Consider the following 18,977-nt stretch of genomic DNA (forward strand, 5'->3'; position numbering starts at 1 on the left):
GAGTCCTCGACGTGCTGCTGGTGCTCGTCGGTGGGGCCCTCGAGACCGCCGGGACGCTCCCGGTTACGCGTCTCGGAGGCAGGGGTGTGCTCGCCCTGGTGCTTGTTGTCGGTGTCGTCCTTGCGCTCCGCGGAGGACTCGTTGCCGTTGTCGTCCGCCTTCTCTTCCGGGCGGGAGGCGTGCTCGGCGTCGGTGTCGGCGGGGCGCTGGGCGGTGTCGGACGCGTCCGGCTCGGTGCGGTCGTTCGGACGATCGTTGTCCGGCGTCGGTGAACTGCCGGCGGCGGTGTTGGGCGCTGCTGCCGGGTGCTGCGGGTTCTGGGGGTTGTACGGCGCCTGTTGCTGGTACGGGTTGTTGTTCGGGGGCTGCTGGTAGGGCTGCTGGGCGTACGGGCCAGGCTGCTGTTGGTACGGGCCGGGCTGCTGCTGGTGCGGCTGCTGGGCGTAGGGGTTTGGCTGGTGCTGCGGCTGGGCGTACGGGCCGGGCTGCTGTTGGTACGGCCCAGGCTGCTGTTGCTGGGGCTGCTGGGTGTACGGCTGCTGTTGGTACGGGTTGTGCTGCTGTTGCTGGGCGTACGGGTTGGGCTGTTGGTGCTGCGGAGCCGGTTGCTGGTGAGGCTGCTGGGCGTACGGTCCGGGCTGCTGCTGGTGCGGCGCGGGCTGCTGCTGGGCGTACGGGCCCGGCTGTTGCTGCTGGTGGGGCTGTTGTGCGTACGGGCCGGGCTGCTGCTGGTGCGGCTGCTGGGAGTAGGGGTTTGGCTGGTGCTGCTGCTGGGCGTACGGGCCTGGCTGCTGTTGGTATGGCCCAGGCTGCTGTTGCTGGGGCTGCTGGGTGTGCGGCTGCTGTTGGTACGGGTTGTGCTGCTGTTGCTGGGCGTACGGGTTGGGCTGTTGGTGCTGCGGAGCCGGTTGCTGGTGAGGCTGCTGGGCGTACGGGCCCGGCTGTTGTTGGTGGGGCTGCTGATAGGGGTTCGGCTGCTGCTGGGCCTGCTGGGCCTGCTGGGCCTGCTGGGCCTGCTGGGCCTGAGCGTGTTGTTGGGCCTGCGCCTGAGCCTGCGCCTGCGCCTGTGCTTGGGCCTGCGCCTGTGCTTGGGCCTGGGCCTGCTGCTGGGCTTGCTGTTGTGCCTGTGCTTGGGCCTGCTGTTGAGCTTGCGCCTGCTGCTGGGCCTGGGCGTGCTGTTGGTTCTGTGCCTGCTGCTGGTTCTGGGGTTGGGCCTGGGGCTGTTGCTGCTGGTTTTGGGGGGCGGCGGGGTCGAAGGGCTGGCGGTTGGCGTCGGTGACGAGGTGCCAGACGTTCTTGGCCTGAGTGTTGATGGGCTGGTCGCTGATCGTGCCGGTCTGGCTGTCGACCCAGACGACCTTGCCGTTGTGGTTGACCGCGTTGAAGACGTGGGCGCCGCCGTTGGGCCAGGTGACCAGTACCGCGGCCGCGGCGCCGGGGCCGGCCTGGCGGAGGTCGTCGGCGATCTGGGCGTAGCCGTCCTTGGCGTTCTGGCCTGAGCTGCGGAACTTGGCGCCGGTGTACTGCTCGATGTTGGCGGTGCCGTTGTTCTCGCCGGACGCGCGGTCGATGCCGCCCTTGCCGTCCGGGTCGAAGGTGCGCGGAGCGGACACCTGCGGGTTGCCGTACCAGGACTCCATGAAGGAGCGGGTGCAGTCGGCGCAGTTGTTGGAGCGGCCGTACACGGCGGGGCCGCCGTCGTTCTGGAGCTGGGCCCACGGCTGGAACGGGTCGTTGAACGCCCGCGGGGTGCCGTCCGGGTTCCGCGGGAAGCTGTTCAGCAGCGCCTGCTGGTCGTGCGGGAACGGCGAGTACAGGCCACCCGGCTGGACGTTGAGGCCGAGCCGTACGTCGTTGTGGCTGCGGAGGTTCTGGGGCTGTGCGACCGGTGGCTGGTGCTGTGGTTGCTGCTGTTGGGGCGGGGTGGGCTGGGTCTGCTGGGGGTTCTGGTTTTGCTGGTGCGGCGCGGGCTGCTGGTGGGGGGCCGGCTGTTGGACGTACGGCCCCGGCTGTTGCTGCGGGGTCTGCTGCTGGGGCGTCTGCTGCTGGTGGGGTACCGGCTGTTGCGTCGGCTGTTGCTGTTGCGGCGCGGGCTGCTGGTGCTGCGGCTGCGGCTGCTGGTTCTGGTGCGGGACGTTCGGGTTCGGCGTGTTGGGGGTCGGGGCACCAGGGCGTGTGGGTGCCTGGGCGCCGGGCTGCGACGGCACCTGGGCAGGGGCGTCGGTCTGGGGCCGGTCCGTACGGGTGGGGGCGGCGGGCTGTGGCGTCCCGTCGGGACGTGCCGAGTCGGGGCGTGTGGTGTCGGGGCGGGATGCGTCAGGACGGGCGCTGTCGGGACGTGTCGCGTCGGGGCGCGATGCGTCGGGGCGGGATGCGTCCGGGCGTGTTGCGCTGGGCTGGGCGCCGTCGGGTCGAGTTGCATCCGGGCGAGTGCCGTCCGGGCGGGTCGAGTCGGGCCGAGTGCCGTCGGGACGTGTCGCGTCGGGACGGGGGCTGTCGGGCCGAGTGCCATCCGGGCGGGTGCCGTCGGGATGTGTCGCGTCGGGATGTGTCGCGTCGGGACGGGTGCCGTCCGGCCGGGTGCCGTCGGGACGGTTTCCGTCGGGACGGTTCCCGTCGGGACGGTTTCCGTCGGGTTGCCCGGAATCGTCGTTGCGGGCGGGGCCGTCGAGGCGGGGGTTGTGCGGGGGACGCTCGGGGGTGGGCTGTTGGGTGTGGTCCTGGACGATCTGGGAGCCGTCGGGGCGGCGGTTGTTGCCGGGAGGCGTGGTGGGCGCGTCGCGGCGGGGGCCGTCCAGGCGGGGGTTGTAGGCGGGGCGTTCGGGCTGACGCTGCTGGGTGACGTCGCGGATGGCCTGGGAGCCGTCGGGGCGACGGTTGGTGCCCGGGGAGGGGGCGGTGTTGCCGGGTGCGGCGCTGCGGGGTGGGGCGCCGTTCGGGGTGGTGCTGCCGCCCTGGGGTGGGATGCCGCCCATCATCGGGCCGGGGGTCTGGGGGGTGTTGGACTGCTGTCCCTGTTGGGGGGTGGAGGGGGTGCTGGGGGTGTTAGCCGTGGGGTCGGTGGTGTGTTGGGTGGGTGGGGGGAGGGTGGCGGTGCCGGCGGACTGGGTGGAGACGGTGGTGTCGTCCGGGTCGTCCATCGTGGGCATGGGGTCGCCGGGGGCCGGGTCGCGCTGCTGGACGGGCTGGCCGGAGGAGGGGGTGTGCTGGACGGGCGCGCCCTGGGGCGGTGTGCCGACGTGCGGCATGGAGGCGCGGCCACCACTGCCACTGTTGTTGGTGTTGTCCCCGTTGTTGCTGCTGTTGCCGCTGCCGTCGGGGGAGTTGTCGCCGTAGGAGGGCGGGTTGCCGGCTATGGGGTCCGGGGTCGGCGAGGGGGCCGGTGCTGGCTGAGGCGCGTCAGGGCGTGAGGGTCCGCCCTCGTGGGGGGCGGAGTCCGGCGCGGGCTGGGTGCTGACGGGGTCCGGGGCGGGGGTGGGGCGTGCGCCATCGGGAGTGGTGTCCGGCGCGGGCTGGGTGCTGATCGGGTCCGCATCCGGGCGGTCCGGGCGTGCGAAGTCCGGGGTGTTGTCCCGGGTGGGCTGGGTGCTGATCGGGTCGGAGTCGGGGCGTGCCGAGTCCGGGGTGTGGTCCGGCGTCGGCTGGGTGCCGATCGGGCCGGAGTCCGGGCGTGCCGAGTCCGGGGTGTTGTCGGGCGTCGGCTGGGTGCTGATGCCGTCCGTGTCCGGGCGAGTGGTGTCCGGAGTGGGGCCCGAGTCGCGGGTGGGGCCGGAGTCCGGGGTGGAGCCGGAGTCGGAGTCGGGGGAGTTCGAGTGAGGGCTGTCGTTGCCGCCTCGGTAGCCCTCGTCGAAGGGGGAGCGCTGGTCCGGGGGCGGCAGGGGCTGGGCGTCGGGGACGTTGCGGGGAGGGGTGGAGCCGGAGTCGTTGGCGGGGGTGTTGGAGGAGGACGGGTTGGTGCCCGTGCCGCCGGAGTCCGCGCCGTCGCGGCCACTGGAGCTGGGGCCGTCGGTGGCGCCCGTGTTGTCCGAGGCGCGGGGGGTGTGGCTGGTGGAGCCGCCGCCGTCGGAGCCGCTGCGGTTGCCACCGCCTGCACTGTTGCCGCTGCCGCTGCCGCTGCCGCCGGAGTCGTTGGAGGTACCGCCCGAACCCGAACCCGAACCCGAGCCAGAGCCCGAGCCAGAGCCGGAATCGGAGCCCGACCCGGAACCGGAACCCGAGCCGCTGCCGGAGCCCCCGCCGTCGGAGCCACTGCCCGACCCCGACCCCGACCCCGACCCCGACCCCGACCCCGAACCCGAGCCGCTGCCCGAGCCCGAGTCCGACCCGCTGTTCGACCCCGACCCGCTTCCGGACCCGCTGGAGCCGCCGTCGCCGGACCCCCCGCCATCGCCGCCGTCCCCGCCGTCGCTGCCGTGCCCGGCGGCGGAGTCCAAGCCCTGGCGGGCCCGCCGGCCCGCCCGGCCGCCGGCACCGTCACGCAGCCCCTCGCCCAGGGACTCGCCCATGTTGTCGACGGCGTCCTCGGCGGCCTTCCGACCCGCCTTGCCCGTCCGGCCCAGGTCGTAGCCCTTCTGGGCGCCGAAGTTCTGGTTGACGGTCTGGGCTATGAGGTCGGAGGCCATGGCCTCCAGCGCGGAGATCACCGGCTCCTTGGCGGCCTCCATGATGGCGTCCAGGAGCTGCTTGGCCACCTCCTTCAGGATGCGGCGGACCATCTCCCGCGTGGCCAGCGTCGCGGCCGCGCCACCGATCTCCGACAGCCCCAGAGTGAACGGGGCGGCGGCCTGCGCGGCGATGATCTCGGCGGCCAGGATCGCCAACTGCACGATCACCGCCACCTTCATGCCGATGACCAGCATGGCAGCGGCCTCAAGCGTGAACGCGATGACCTCGGCCGCCTGCGCCGCGTCATTGAGGTAACCGGAACCGCCGGAGAACTTCTCCCACGTCTTGCTGAACCCCTCGATGGCATCGCCGGAGTTCTCGCCCAGGACATTGCTCGCATAGCTGTTGCCCTGGGCCGCATGACCCTGGACCTCCGACGCGAACGTGCGCCAGACCTGCGCGCACTCCATCAGCTTGTCCTCGTCGGCATGCGGCCAGTTGAAGCCGAGCATGTCCAGGACCCACTCAAGAGGATCCGGCAGCATGAGAGACAAGGTGGAACTCCCCCGTGAAAAAAGTGCAATCAGGCGTGGTGTGGACGCAGGGCGTGCGGAAGGGCTGGTTGCCGAGCCAACACCCCGGAGACCGGAAGCCCTGAGATCAGAACCCTGGAGGTCAGGACCCTTGGGCTCGAATCCTGGGGGCCGGCCCTTGAGGTCGGAGCCCCTGGGGCGGACTTATGGCCTCAGCTGCTGGCCGGTCTCCAGGAGACGCGGACCGCGCTCTGGTCCTTCGTCGGGTCCTGCCAGGCCCGCTTGTTCTCGACGTGCTGCTTCATCAGCGAGTCGTTGAAGTCCTCGTTCTCCGCGTGGTTCTTGGACATCGAGGTCAGCGCCTTGCCGATCTCCTGGAACTTGGCGGCGAGGTGACCCATCGACTCGTACATGCCGTCGCGGACGCCCTCGTAGACGACGCCGAACTTCTCGCCGATCTCGTCGTCCCCCCACGGAGGAGCGTCGGCCTTGCTGGCGAACGACGTCAGACCGCTGACGAACTGCTCACCGAACGACTTCTTCTCCGGCGGCGGCCCCTCCGGGGGCTTGCTCGGCGGCCCCGCTCCCAACGCGCTCAGGCCGTCCATGAGCCGCGCCACCGAAGAGTCGAAGTCCTCGCCGAGCTTGACGAAGTTCGTGCCCTCGGCCTTGAGACCTTCCACATTGGTCTGGAACCCACCAGCGCCAGCCACAACGTCCCCCGTGCTCGTGATGGTTACCTAATGAGATATTCGGGCCAAAGCTTAACCGGCGGCGCTGACAGCTCACCAGGCGCCGGCCGCTGCCCCGGCCGGTGCGCTCAGGCCTCGCTCGGGCGGTAGAAGCGGTGGTAGAGCTCCACTGCCGCCTCCGGGGGGAAATTGGGCAGGAATGTCACGTCGCCGTTGGTCTTGTTGATGGCGACCTGGCTTCCCCCGGGGTCGGCCGGCGGGACGGTGGGGTCCTCGGGCGGCGGCCAGCTGGCGAACACCAGGTAGCCGAGATCGAATTCGTGGACGAACAGGCCTGCGGGGCCACCGGGCGAACCGACCTCGGGGAAGTGCTGCCGACCGATCTCCAGCGCCTCGGCCTCGTTCGTCGGCACCGGACGCGGTCCGGCGTCCACCGGCTCCGGGGGGAGCGGGGGAGGCGTGGGCGGCAGACCGGGGGGCTGGCTGCCCGTCTGGTCGGAATCGGTCATGGTGCGTCTCCCTTGGTGCTGATCCTGTCGATGACCGTCAACCTAACTCACGCATGGTCGGCCGGATTGGTTCACGTGAGGCGGGAAGTGAGGGTGACGGTGAGGGGAGAGGGGGAGGGGAGGGGAGGGGGTAGTAAGGGGGCGGCGAGGACCTTGCTTACCCGAATGTGACTGTTTATCCCAATGCCGCCAGTTACCAGTTAGCCCGTCACCCGTCACCCGTCACCCGTCACCCGTCACCAGTCACCCGTCACCAGTCACCAGTCACCAGTCACGAGTCACCCGAAGTTGACCAGCGACAGCCAGAACTCCAGCAGGTCCGCGTCGCCCACCACCTCGAAGGCCTGCTCGTCGGCTGAGCGGCGGCCGTAGACGAGCAGCAGCAGGTCCGTCAGCGGTGCGCTGACGGAGACCGCGGCCGGCTCCTGCGCGCGCCGCCAGGCCAGGGTGTCGCCGGTGAGGTCGACCAGCCAGTGGGCGGCCGCCTCCGGCGGGGTGTCCGTGGCGTGGAAGTGGAGCGTGCGTCCGGGGCCGAGGAGGGCGCGCCGGTCGGGGTGGTGGTCGAACATCTCGGGGAGCGAGCCCAGTTCCATCCACTCGTCGAGGGCATCGAGGGCGATGCGCTGGTCGACGGTGAAGTCCGTGCCGAGGGTCAGGGTCGCGTCGGCCCGGTGGATGACCGTTTCATGGGCCATCCGGCGGGCGAAGAAGGCTGGGCTGCCGGACGGGAGCGGGGTCCAGATCCGGGCGTCGGGGCCGGCGGCACGCAGGGTACGGGCGAGGCGTTCGGCGCCCTCGGTGAGCCAGCCGGCGAGCTCCTGCGGGCTCCGGTCGGACTCGCGCGGAAGGACGCGCAGCGCGGTGTCGGGCGGCGGCTGTGCGGCCCGGGTGCGGACGACCTCCTCGACCCAGCGATGAGCCTCGCCCAGATGCCGGAGCAGCTGGGCGAGGTTCCAGTCGGGGCAGGAGGGCACGGACGTGCTCAGGTCCGTGCGCTCGTCGAGGCAGGAGCTCAGCAGTCCGGCCTCGGCGGCGATTTCGGCGCAGTGCTCCTCGTAGTCCATGGGGGCATCGGCGGCGTCGGCGGCATCGGTGGCTTCCATGACCTCACGGTAGGGCGCGCCACCGACAATCAGCGGTTCCCACATGCGGCCGCCTCCGCTCCCGCCCTCGGCGGCACACACCCCTACACCCGCCCAGTCGCCTACGCCCAGCCGCCTACGCCCGCCCGGCCGCCTCCAGGCGGAATCGCAGCCGGCAGATGACCGCGTCGGTGTCCCGGCGGATCGCGTGGGCGACGACCGCCCCGCGCTGGTTCTGCAGCAGGCGCTGCCACAGGTGGGCGGGTTCGGCCTCCGGGATCAGGACGGTGATGCGGGTGCCGGGCCGCTGGGCCGCCAGGTCGGTGACGTAGCCGGCTATCGGACGGCCTATGGAGCGGGTGGCGGAGGGCAGTTCGAGGAGTTCCACGCCGGGGTTCCACAGCTCCCAGTCGCGGCGCAGTGCCTCGGCGGCCGGGCGGTCCTCGGGGGTGCTGTAGGTGACGGTGACCGCGACCACCTCATCGCCCAGGGACACCGCCGCGTTCAGCGCCTCACAGGTCAGCCGGGACAGATGCGATACGGGAACGATGACCAGGGAGTGGGCACGGCGCGGCGGCTCGGGGACCCGGCCCAGGCCCAGCCGCTCGCCGATCCGGCCGTAGGCGCGGTGCACCGCTTCGAAGGCGAGGACCAGCAGCGGCAGCGCGACGACGATGAGCCAGGCGCCCTCGGTGAACTTCGTCGCGGTCACGACGACGGCCGAGACGCCGGTGAGCAGCGCGCCGAAACCGTTCAGCAGGGCCTTGCCCCGCCAGCCCGGCGAGCGTTCGAGGCGCCAGTGCCGGACCATGCCGACCTGGCAGATGGTGAAGCCGACGAAGACGCCGATGGCGAAGAGCGGGACGAGGGTGTTGACGTCGCCGCCGGAGAAGACCAGGAGGGCCCCGGCGACGGCGGCGAGGGCCAGCACACCGTGGCGGTGGACCTGGCGGTCCGCCTTCAGGCCGAAGACGTGCGGCAGGAAGTTGTCCCGGGCGAGCAGGCCCATCAGGACGGGGAGGCCGCCGAAGGAGGTGTTCGCGGCCAGCGCGAGCAGCACCATGGTGGCGAACTGGACGACGTAGAAGGCCCAGTTGTGGCCGAGCGAGGCGTCCGCGAGCTGGGCGAGGACCGTGACGCCCTCGACCGGCTGGAGGTGGAAGCGGCCGATGAGGACCGACAGGCCGATCAGCATCACGCCGAGCAGCGCACCGAGCGCGACCTCGGTGCGCTGGGCGCGCTTGGCGGCCGGGGCACGGAAGGACGGCACCGCGTTCGCGACCGCTTCGACACCGGTCAGCGCCGAGCAGCCGGACGCGAACGCCTTGAGCAGCAGCAGGGCCCCGACCGTGGTGGCGTTGTCCGCGAGGGCCGAGGCATGGCCGTCGGCGGTGACGGTGGAGGCGGGCGCGTCGCGGAGGAGACCGACGACGACCATCGCGAGGACGGCGCCGACGAAGACCGCGGTGGGCGCGATGAACGCCTTCGCCGAGTCGACGATCCCGCGCAGGTTGATGCCGGTGATCAGGACGAGCACCGCCAGGCAGATCCAGACGCGGTCCTCGTAGAGCGCGGGGAAGGCGGACGTCAGCGCCGCGACGCCGGCGGTCACCGAGACCGCCACGTTGAGGACGTAGTCGAGGATGAGGGAGGCCGCGGCGACCAGTGCCGTACGGCGGCCGAGGTGGGCCTGGGCGACCGCGTAGGAGCCGCCGCCGTTGGGGTAGGCGGCGATCACCTGGCGGTACGACGCGACCAGGACGGCGAGCAGCGCGGCGATCGCGAGCGTGACCGGCAGCGTGAAGCCCAGGCCGTGGCCGCCCGCCGCGGCCAGCACCAGCACGATCGACTCGGGGCCGTAGGCGACCGACGCCATGGCGTCCAGCGAGAGGGCGGCGAGTCCCTGCAGGGCGGTGAGGCGGTGCCGGGCGTCGGGCTCGGGCCCCTGCCCCTGGGCGCCTCCGGGGCCGGTGGCGGCCTCGCGGGAGCCTCCGGGCCGGGTGGTGACCGCGCCGGTGACGGTATCCGGCGGTTCTTCGGGCCGCCTATCGGGCTGGGACACCATGGACATCTTTCGTCGGACCTCCGTACGGCACTGTGGCCGTATCTCGGTACGGCACTGTGGCGCTGTGCTGGACCAGGCCAGCGTGCGGGCCGCGACGGCCGCCGTCTGCGGGCCTTGGCGGCCCCTTGGCGGGCGAAAGGGCGATCTTCACGCGTTCTTGACGGGGAGGCGGGCGTTCTCGGGCCGCGCCGCGGGGCATGCGGCCGGTTTTCGCGTACGCGGTGGCCGCTTTTCGGCGTCCGCGTCAACGTCGCGTCATCGCCGCGTCAAGGTTCGAGGGGGCCGCGTCAGCGCCGTGCAAACGCCCCCGGCCGACCCGGGGCACCGCTCTAGCTTCAACACATGGGACGGCGACGTGGCCTGGGGCCCGATTTCACGAAGGACGACGGGGACGACGGGGACGACGGCGAGGGCGGGGACTGCGGGGCTGACGGGGCTGACAGGGCTGACAGGGTCGGTGCTGGTGGGATGGGTGAGACGGATGCGGTGGGATGGACGGGACGGGCCGGACGGGGAAGGGCCGCGGCCGGACGGGCGGCGGGGGAGGGGCGACGAGGTGTCCGGCCGGCGATCCCTCCACCGCCGGTGCGCCGCGGCGAGCCGGCCCGGGACCGTACCTGGCTGCCCGAGTTGCGAGCGGCGATCTGGTGCACGGCCGGGCTGTTCACCGTCATGCTGCTGGTCGACCTCGCCAACGGGACCCTCGGTCCATGGCGCACGCTTTGCTGGACGGCCGTCGCGCTGGTGTTCTTCGCGGTCCTCTACCCGCCACGGGTGACCGCCGGCGAGCACTGGCTGGCCTCCCGCGGACCGGTGCGCACCCGCACGGTCCGCACCGATCTGCTCGTCCTCGTCCGCCGCAGCGACGGGGTGGCCCCGCGTCTGGTGCTGCGCGACGCGGTGGGCGGCCGGGTCGAGCTGGACCCCAGGGTGCTCACCGCGAACCCGCTGCTGTGGCACCGCCTCGAGCAGGGCGTACGCCGCTCCCGGGAGCGCGGGTTGCTGCGCTGTGGTGCGGTGCCGGTGCAGGCGCTGGCGGACCGGATCGATCGCGACGGTGCCCGGGCGGTGTTCGAGGTGTCCGGGATGAGGTGAGCATCAACTTCCGGTCGGAGTAAGTCAGTTGAATCACGCCCGCATCCCGTCCGGACCCCGCCCGAGCCCCGTCAGCGACCGGGCGTCGAACCGGCTCCGGCTCCCCGCAGATCGCGGAAGCGGACCAGGCGGATGCCGCAGAAGTCCTCGGGGCCTTCCGCCATGTCGAAGAAGGCGGCGATGATCCAGACCAGCACGAAGAGATAGCCGCCCAGCCACCTGCGGAACAGCCGCGGCAGCCGCGGACGGCTGGCGTCCGTTTCGCGGACCACACGGGTGCGGACGGCGAACTTGCCGATGCTCGCGCCGCCGATGCGCGTCAGCACGACGTGGTTGAGGAACGAGAGTCCGAAGCAGGCGCCGGCGGTGGAGTAGAAGACCTGCATGTCCGGCAGACCGGCGCGCTCGGTGGCGCGCATCGCGATGAGCGCGGCGGTCAGGGCGAGCAGCCCGTCGAGGAGGACGGCGCCGAGCCGCCGCATGTCGTTGGCCTCACGGGGGACATGCGGGGCGGCGGCCGCCGGAGGGTGCGGCTGGTACGGAGCGGGTTGCTGGTACGGGCCCGGCTGCTGCTGGTACGGGTGCTGCGGCCCCTGCTGCTGGTAAGGCTGCTGGTGGGGGTATGGCTGCTGGTGGTAAGGCTGATACGCCTGTTGCTGAGCGGGCTGCTGATACGGATGCTGGGGCGGCGGGACCTGCTGCCCCGGCTGGTGCTGCGGGGCGGACTGCTGCTCGTACATGAGTCCGGATCTTTCCATGCCGTGCAGGTCGGCGTCGCGGCCCCGTCGTCAGTGCGTCACCCCCCTTCGGCCAGGCGCTTGATGGCCGCGAGCCGGGTGTCCCAGGTGGCGGCCACCCGGTCCATCCACCGGGCGGTGGCCCCGAGTTGTTCGGGTCGGACCCGGTAGCGCGCCTCCCGGCCCTCGCGGTGGCCGGTGACCAGCCCGGCCCGGTCCAGGATCCCCAGGTGTTTGACGACGGCCTGCCGACTGACGGGCAGTTCGGCCGCGAGGACCGTGGCGGTCGCCTCGCCGTGCGCGGCGAGGGCGTCGAGTATCCGGCGGCGGGTCGGGTCCGCGAGCGCGGCGAACACCTCCGCCACCGCGTCCGCACCGGCCTCCCGGCCCGCGTCCGCACCGGGCTCCCGGCTCGCGTCCGCACCGGCCTCCCGGCCCGCGTCCGCACCGGCCTCCCGGCCCGCGTCCGCACCGGGCTCCCGGCTCGCGTCCGCACGGGGCTCCCGCCCCGCACCCGCGCCGGGCTCCCGCCCCGCACCCGCTGCTTCGTCCGTGGTCATGCCGCGAGCCGCTCCGCGTACTGCTTGATGTTCTCCGCCTGGCCGGACCAGCCCGCGGAGTGGCTCTCGTACCCGGCGGTCGGGATCCGCTCCTCGGGGATGACGATCTCCTCGAAGCCGGTCTCCACGACGCGCAGGCGGGTGCCGTCGCCCTCCGGCGTGAGGGTGAACTCGACGAGGGTGGAGTTGCCCTCGGCCGCCACCTCGCCGGGGTGGGCGCTGGCCCAGCGGTACGAGAAGTAGTGCGGCGGGTCGACCTTGACGATGGTGGTCGGGAACTGGCCGTACTCGCCGTGGTCGAGCCGCATGATGCCGCCCGGCCGCAGGTCGATCGGGGTGGGCTCGCCCTGGCCGAACCACGAGCCGACGTGCTCGGGCTCGGTCAGCACCGCCCAGACCCGTTCCACGGGTGCGGCGATGCTGATCTCCCGCTCGATTCGGTTGCGGTCCTCGCCGGTGGCGCGGGCGCTCTGTGTGCTCATGGGGGTGACCTCCTGTCGCGCTCTTCTTGTCGCGCTCGTCCTCTCGGAACGTGCTACCCAATGGTTGCACATCGAGCACAGGAGGTGCAACCGGAAGGTTGCGCATTCCCCGATCCGCGCGCCCGGCGCCCGCTCAGCCGCCCTGGCGCTCGCCGCCCTGCGCCCGCACCCGCACCCGGTACGCCGGAATCGAAACCTCCGGATCGTCCAGACATTCCCCCGTCGCCAGGTCGAAGCGCTGCTTGAGCAGCGGCGACGCCACGAACGGGCGGCCCCCGGTGGAGCCCGTCAGTCCGCGGGAGAGGACCTGGGCGCCGGTGAAGGGGTCGCGGTTGCCGATCGCGTAGATCTGGCCGGAGCGGTCCACGAAGAGCGCGGCCTGGGTGCCGTCGGGCAGGAGGGCGGCGACACCGCGCCCCGGGGTGAGGGCGTTCAGCGTGCAGACCGCGAGCCAGTCGCCCTGCGGGATGTGGACCTCGACCGTGCCGGCGGCCGTGGTGACGGCACCGGGCGCGGTGGCGGTGGCGGTGGGAACGGTTGCGGTGGTCATCAGGCAGAGGTCCCTTCCAGAGTGCGTACTGCCAAGGTCGGCCCGGCCAGCAGCGTCAGGTCCGGCTTGACCTGGTCGCGCTCCGGTACGAAGCGGACGGACGGGTCCGGGGCGTCGGGTGCGTTGACGAAGGACACGAAGCGGGCCAGCCGCTCGGGGTCGGCGAGGGTCTCGGCCCACTCGTCGCGGTAGTGGGTGACATGGGCGGCCATCAGGGCCTCCAGTTCGTCGCACAGCCCCAGGGAGTCGTGGACGACGACATCGCGTACGTGGTCGAGGCCGCCCTCGATCCGCTCCAGCCACGTGGAGGTCCGCTCCAGGCGGTCGGCGGTGCGGATGTAGAACATCAGGAAGCGGTCGATCAGCCGGATCAGTTCGGCGTCGCTGAGGTCCTGGGCGAGCAGGTCCGCATGGCGCGGGGTGGCCCCGCCGTTGCCGCCCACGTACAGGTTCCAGCCGTTCGCCGTGGCGATCACACCGAAGTCCTTGGACTGGGCCTCCGCGCACTCCCGCGCACACCCCGAGACCGCGGACTTCAGCTTGTGCGGGGCGCGCAGTCCCCGATAGCGCAGCTCCAGATCGATCGCCATACGGACCGAGTCCTGCACGCCGTAGCGGCACCAGGTCTCGCCGACGCACGACTTCACGGTGCGCAGTGCCTTGCCGTACGCGTGCCCCGACTCGAAGCCGGCGTCCACCAACCGCGCCCAGATGACCGGAAGTTGGTCGACCCGGGCGCCGAACAGGTCGATCCGCTGACCTCCGGTGATCTTGGTGTAGAGGCCGAAGTCGCGCGCCACCTCGCCGATGACGATGAGCTTGTCCGGGGTGATCTCGCCGCCGGGGATGCGCGGGACGATCGAATACGACCCGTTCTTCTGGAGGTTGGCGAGGAAGTGGTCGTTGGTGTCCTGAAGGGCCGCCTGCTCGCCCTGGAGGACATAGCCGTCGGCGCCGACCGCCGGCGCGAGGGAGGCGATGACCGAGCCGATCGCCGGCTTGCAGATCTCGCAGCCCTCACCGCCGCGCGCCTCCTCCCGGCCGTGCTCGTCGAGCAGCTGGGCGTAGGAGGCGACCCGGCGGACGCGGACGATCTCGTACAGCTCGGCGCGGGTGTGCGGGAAGCACGCGCACAGGCTCTGGTCGCCGCTGTCCGGCAGCAGCCTGCCGATCAGCTTCACGCAACTGCCGCACCCGGTACCGGCCTTGGTGCACTTCTTGACCTCGGGGAGGGTCTCGCAGGCCTGGATGGCGTCCTTGGTGACGTTGTGGCAGCTGCAGATCACCGCGTCGCCGGGCAGCGCCTCCGGGCCGAGCGCCGCGGGCGCGCCCGCGCCGGCGGGCAGCACCAGCTGCTCGGGCGCCAGCGGGGGAACGGTGCCGGTCAGCGGGCGCAGCATGCCGTACGCCTCGGCGTCGCCGACCAGCACGCCGCCCAGCAGCTCGCCGCCGGCGCCGATCACCAGCTTCTTGTAGACGCCGCTGCGCGCGTCGGAGTACACCACGTCCAGACAGCCGTCGGTGGCGCCGTGCGCATCGCCGAACGAGGCGACGTCCACGCCGAGCAGCTTGAGCTTGGTGGACAGGTCGGCGCCGGTGAACCCGGCGAGCTGCCCGGAGCCGTCGCCGAGCCGCTCCGCGATGGCGCCGGCCGTCACCCGGGCCATGCCGTAGCCCGGCGCGACCAGGCCGTACACCCGGCCGTCGACGGCCAGCGCGCACTCGCCGATCGCGTACACCGCGGGGTCGTCGGTCCGGCACTGCTCGTCGATGATGATGCCGCCGCGCTGGCCGACCGGCAGCCCGCAGTCCCGGGCGAGCTGGTCGCGGGGGCGGACCCCGGCGGAGAAGACCACCAGGTCGGTCTCGATGCGGGAGTCGTCGGACAGCCCCATGGCGGTCACCTTGCCCGCCTCGTCCGCGACGATCTCCTTGCCGCCGACGCCGGTGTGCACCTGCAGGCCCATCTCCTCGACGGTGCGGCGCAGCGCACGGCCGCCGCCCTCGTCGACCTGCAGCGCCATCAGCCGCGGCGCGAACTCCACGATGTGGGTGCGCAGCCCCAGCCCCTTGAGCGCACCGGCCGCCTCCAGGCCGAGCAGGCCGCCGCCGACGACCACACCGGTGCGGGAGTTCTTGGCGTACTCCTCGATGGCCAGCAGGTCCTCGATGGTGCGGTAGACGAAGCAGCCCGCGCTGTCCTTGCCGGGCACCGGGGGCACGAACGGATACGAGCCGGTGGCCAGCACCAGCGTGTCGTAGCGGACGGTCAGCCCGGAGCGGGCGGTGACCGTGCGGGTGGTGCGGTCGATGGCGGTGGCCGGGTCGCCGAGGTGCAGCTCGATACCGTGCCGGGACATGAAGTCCGGATCGGCGAGGCTCAGCTCCTCCGGGCTACGGCCGGCGAAGTACGAGGTCAGCTGGACCCGGTCATAGGCCGGGCGGGGCTCCTCACACAGGACGACCACCCGTGCGCGCTCGGTGACACCGCGGTCGGCCAGCTCCTCCAGGAAGCGCTGGCCGACCATGCCGTGGCCTATGAGAGCGATGGTGGGGATCGTGCCTGGTGCGGCGTCGGAGTGCGGGTGTGTGGTGGTCATGCTCGTCAGCGTGCGGTCCGGCTGTTACCCGCCCGCATCTGCTCTGTTTCCCGGGCGGAACGCTGCCCTCAGAACGCGGACGGCCGCCGTGTGAGGGACCGCCCGCCCCGGCCCGCCACCCCGGCCCGGGTCAGCCGCCCAGGCTCGCCGGGCACAGCCGGCGCGGCGCCCGGTCCGTACGCAGTCGGGCATCGACACAGCCGCCCGGCAGACCCTCGTATGCCTGCGTGCCGAAGTTCGCGGTGACGGTCAGTGCGCCGTCGCCGAAGACCGTGCGCTGCACCGTGCGGTCGCCGGTCAGCCACCGGAAGGACGTCATGCGCTCGGTGCCGGCGGCGCGGTGCAGCGGCGAGAAGTACTTCTGCAGCGCGGCCAGCCGCGGGCCGTTGCGGGTCAGCGTCGGCCCGTCCAGGACATGGTTGAGCGGGGTGTTGTAGAGCATCGCGAGCAGCGCCCGGGTGGTCTGCTGCTCCGGCAGCTTCTCGTACGACAGCTCCCAGCGCTCGACGTTGACCAGGGAGCCGTGCAGTGCGGTCTCGTACAGCGGCACGCGGTACTTCGGGTCGTACATGGCCTTGGCCAGCTCCGCGGGCAGCCGCACCGGTTTGAAGAAGGCCGTCGGGGCCTTCTCCGGGAAGTAGCCGCCCCACCTCTCCCTGTCCCGCTCCAGCTTCCACAGCCCGTCGGCGACCGGCGTGCCCGAGCCGTGGTCGTACGCCAGCACCTCGTTGGCCCAGGCCTGGGCGGACTCCGAACCGAGGACGAGGTCCTTCGACAGCCGCCGCATACGGGTCAGGCGCATCTCCCGGTCCCCCGCCTTGGTCATCTCGTGCCCCGCACCGTGATCGCGGAAGAGCTCACCGGTCGCGTCGACATCGAGGAAGTAGCTGTCCGCGCCGTTGGCGACCATCGAGCGGGTACGGTCGGCGAGGTAGTGCCTGCCCGGCTCGGCCTTCTCGAAGGCCCGCGAGCTGAGATAGCAGCCCCGGCCCCCGAACCCGGTCTGCGCGCTGCCGTCCGCCTTGCGCACACAGAAGTCCGGGTAGACCCGGCCCGGCCAGACCGACGTCGGACTGTCGGCGCTCTTGGGGTCCTGCCCGTTGGCGAAGGTGTCGTACGGCCCGACGAGATAGCCGGCCTTCTTGGCGGCCCGCACCGCCGCGGCGTTCATCGGGCCCGGCCCGGAGTCGTACCCCAGCCACATCCGGTCCACGCCGAGCCGCTTCAGCTTCTCGACCCCGGCCGCCGTACGGGCATCGCCCCACACATAGGCGTGGAACGCCCCGAGCAGCTTCGCGGTGGCCGGATTCTGCCGGATCTTCCGGCGCAGGCTGCCGAGCCGGCCGTGCTGGGAGAGGTAGGAGCGGTAGTCGGCGGCCGGGGCGACCGGGTTGCCGTCGGTGAGGGCGAAGGTCACTTCGTAGTCGCGGGTGCCCTCACCCGCGTCGAAGGCGTGCGTGGCGGTGGCACGCAGCCGGCCCCCGGTGGAGGCGAAGCGCAGCGAGGTACCGATGTCGGTGGGGGTGAGGTAGCTGACGCCGTGCCGGGCGCCGGAGCCGGCCGCCCCACCGCCCATGGAGTAGCCCCACAGGGGAAGCGACAGTTCGCCGCCGACGTCGACCGTGCTGCCGGCCAGTCCGCCCTTCTCGGCGGCGGAGTTCCAGAACGCGTCCCGTACGGGGATGTCCAGCCCCTCGCCGCGCGGCAACTGCACCGCGGAGGCGGCCCGGTCGGTGCCGGTCACCGGCCAGCCGACCGACCCGTCACGGTCCGCACGCAGCCTGATCCGCAGCCGCCCGCGCTCCGCGCCGGCCGTCACGCTCAGCCCCTTGGCCGGGTAGCTCCAGCGCGCACCGTCGGCCGTGCGCGTCACCGGCCCCGGTTTGCCGAGCCCGCCGCCGGCCGCACCGGCCGCCTCGGACAGCACCATCCGCCGCCCGTCGCCGGTGCGCGCGGTCACCGCGAGGGAGTCGGTGTCGATGACGGCGGTACCGCCGCCGACGGGCAGTTCGAGGCGGCTGCCCTTCAGCGTGCCGGCGGCGGCGCTGTCACATCCGGCGATGCCGAGGGCGGTCGCGGCCAGCGCGAGGGAGGCGGCCAGCGCGCGGGTGGCGGCGTTGGGGCGGCTACGGCCGGTCGTCTTGGGGGAGTGGGGATCGTCGGAAGTCATGAGGACTGGATAGTCCCGCGGCATAAGAGGCTTCTAAGAACCCGGCCGGGTCCCGACGTGGCGGACGGACATCCACTGAACTCCCACTCCGAAGGCCACAGTTGACCTGCCCGCGTCCGTCCCGGGATGGCACGTTCCGACTCTTTGCCGGGTACGCAACGGGGGCGCCGGAACCGGAGGGACGCGCGGCGCCTGTAGGGGGCGGGGCGGCACGGCCCGCGGGACGATGCGCGCAGAGAGGAGCCGAGCGTGCCCCCTTCAGCCGGCCGCCCGCGACAGCCGCGCCCGCTCCTCCTCGTCCGTGAACCCGTCCCGCAACGGCGGTTCGCCGCGCTCGACGTCCCAGGCCAGGACGTCGGCCGCGGTCACCTCCAGCGGGGTCGCCGGCATGCCCGCCGCCCGGGCGCGGGCCGAACTGCGCTGCTGGGTCGACCAATCGGGCCGTACCAGCGGGAAGAACCGCGGCAGGTCGTCGCCGGACACCCGGACGATCTCGACCTTAGTGCCCGCCACCCGGGCACAGGTCTCGATGAGCCCACCGAGCGTCGTCGGCTCGGCGGGCCCCACCGCGTGGAACGCCCCCGGGCGGTCGTCGACGAGCAGCTGCACCACCAGGCGGGCCAGATCGCGCGAGTCGATGATCTGCACCGGCTGTGCGGGATCGGCGGGCAGCGCCACCCGTCCGCCGCGCGCTGCCCGACGCACCCAGTAGACGAAGGAGTCCGCCGTATCGAACGGCCCCGCCACCTTGCCGGGGCGCACGATCGTCGCCCGCTCGCCGTACCGGGCCAGCACATCGTCCTCGCAGGCCACCTTGCAGGGCCCGTAGGTCTCCTCGGTCAGCTCCTCGGTGTCGCGTACCGGCGGCCGGCGCGGGGTGTCCTCGTCGGAGCCCGGACCCACCCCCGTCCGCCGGTACACCGCATGGCTGGAGACGAACAGATACCGCCCGACGCGGTCGCCCAGCGCGTCCATCGCCTGCCCGACGTGCCGGGGGACGTATCCGCTGACATCGACGACCGCGTCCCAGCGGCCGTCGCCCAGCGCGCGGTAGTCACCGGTGTCCCGGTCGCCGATCAGCCGGGCCACCCCGGGGAACAGGTCCGGGCCGGTCCTCCCCCGTCCGAACAACGTCACCTCGGCCCCGCCGCGCAGGGCGTCCTCCACGATGGCGCGGCCGACGAACGACGTACCGCCGAGAATCAGAAGGCGCATGGTCGACGACACTATCGATCACGAACGCCCGAAGGGGCCCGCATTTTCAGCCCTTCGGCCAGCAGGCCGCACGCCCGTCGCA

The 18,977-nt window shown here is 72.4% G+C and carries 13 protein-coding genes; 1 reads left to right on the forward strand and 12 read right to left on the reverse strand.

Annotated elements, in window-relative coordinates; all coding sequences use genetic code 11:
- The 5 genes from AC0680_RS22875 to AC0680_RS22895 all read right to left on the reverse strand — a co-directional run.
- Positions 1-5,150, reverse strand: a 5,150-nt coding sequence (locus tag AC0680_RS22875) for a toxin glutamine deamidase domain-containing protein (protein ID WP_478631682.1), incomplete at its 3' end; no start/stop codon positions are given.
- A gap of 200 nt (positions 5,151-5,350) precedes the next feature.
- A complete protein-coding gene (locus AC0680_RS22880; protein WP_478631685.1) occupies positions 5,351-5,851 on the reverse strand; it encodes a hypothetical protein in 501 nt (166 codons plus the stop codon).
- 107 nt (positions 5,852-5,958) lie between these two features.
- Positions 5,959-6,339 (reverse strand): hypothetical protein, encoded by a 381-nt coding sequence (locus AC0680_RS22885; RefSeq protein WP_478631688.1) that lies wholly within the window; start codon positions 6,337-6,339, stop codon positions 5,959-5,961.
- A gap of 278 nt (positions 6,340-6,617) precedes the next feature.
- Complete coding sequence (locus AC0680_RS22890; protein ID WP_478631690.1) at positions 6,618-7,442, reverse strand: maleylpyruvate isomerase family mycothiol-dependent enzyme; 825 nt, start codon at positions 7,440-7,442, stop codon at positions 6,618-6,620.
- A 115-nt stretch (positions 7,443-7,557) separates the two neighbouring features.
- Positions 7,558-9,492 (reverse strand): APC family permease, encoded by a 1,935-nt coding sequence (locus AC0680_RS22895; RefSeq protein ID WP_478631692.1) that lies wholly within the window; start codon positions 9,490-9,492, stop codon positions 7,558-7,560.
- Between the two features lie 579 nt (positions 9,493-10,071).
- On the opposite strand from AC0680_RS22895, the gene AC0680_RS22900 reads away from it, so the two are divergent.
- Positions 10,072-10,581 (forward strand): hypothetical protein, encoded by a 510-nt coding sequence (locus AC0680_RS22900; RefSeq protein ID WP_478631694.1) that lies wholly within the window; start codon positions 10,072-10,074, stop codon positions 10,579-10,581.
- Between the two features lie 71 nt (positions 10,582-10,652).
- Here AC0680_RS22900 and AC0680_RS22905 read toward each other — a convergent pair whose 3' ends face one another.
- The 7 genes from AC0680_RS22905 to AC0680_RS22935 all read right to left on the reverse strand — a co-directional run bounded on the left by AC0680_RS22905 (position 10,653) and on the right by AC0680_RS22935 (position 18,895).
- Positions 10,653-11,321 (reverse strand): RDD family protein, encoded by a 669-nt coding sequence (locus AC0680_RS22905; RefSeq protein ID WP_478631697.1) that lies wholly within the window; start codon positions 11,319-11,321, stop codon positions 10,653-10,655.
- A 56-nt stretch (positions 11,322-11,377) separates the two neighbouring features.
- Positions 11,378-11,683, reverse strand: coding sequence for an ArsR/SmtB family transcription factor (locus AC0680_RS22910; protein ID WP_478632031.1), 306 nt, complete (start codon positions 11,681-11,683; stop codon positions 11,378-11,380).
- Between the two features lie 191 nt (positions 11,684-11,874).
- Positions 11,875-12,360, reverse strand: a complete 486-nt coding sequence (locus tag AC0680_RS22915; RefSeq protein WP_478631699.1) for an SRPBCC family protein — start codon at positions 12,358-12,360, stop codon at positions 11,875-11,877.
- A 133-nt stretch (positions 12,361-12,493) separates the two neighbouring features.
- Entirely contained in the window at positions 12,494-12,910 is a 417-nt protein-coding gene (gene nirD / locus AC0680_RS22920) for a nitrite reductase small subunit NirD (protein WP_478631701.1), read from the reverse strand.
- A complete protein-coding gene (gene nirB, locus AC0680_RS22925; protein WP_478631703.1) occupies positions 12,910-15,510 on the reverse strand; it encodes a nitrite reductase large subunit NirB in 2,601 nt (866 codons plus the stop codon). Before nirB ends, nirD begins: the two co-directional genes overlap by 1 nt.
- 130 nt (positions 15,511-15,640) lie before the next feature.
- Positions 15,641-17,680, reverse strand: coding sequence for a glycoside hydrolase (locus AC0680_RS22930; protein WP_478631706.1), 2,040 nt, complete (start codon positions 17,678-17,680; stop codon positions 15,641-15,643).
- Positions 17,681-17,938: 258 nt separating this feature from the next.
- Positions 17,939-18,895 (reverse strand): NAD-dependent epimerase/dehydratase family protein, encoded by a 957-nt coding sequence (locus AC0680_RS22935; RefSeq protein WP_478631707.1) that lies wholly within the window; start codon positions 18,893-18,895, stop codon positions 17,939-17,941.
- Positions 18,896-18,977 lie beyond the last annotated feature (82 nt).

The sequence above is a fragment of the Streptomyces sp. NPDC043738 genome (assembly GCF_056436545.1).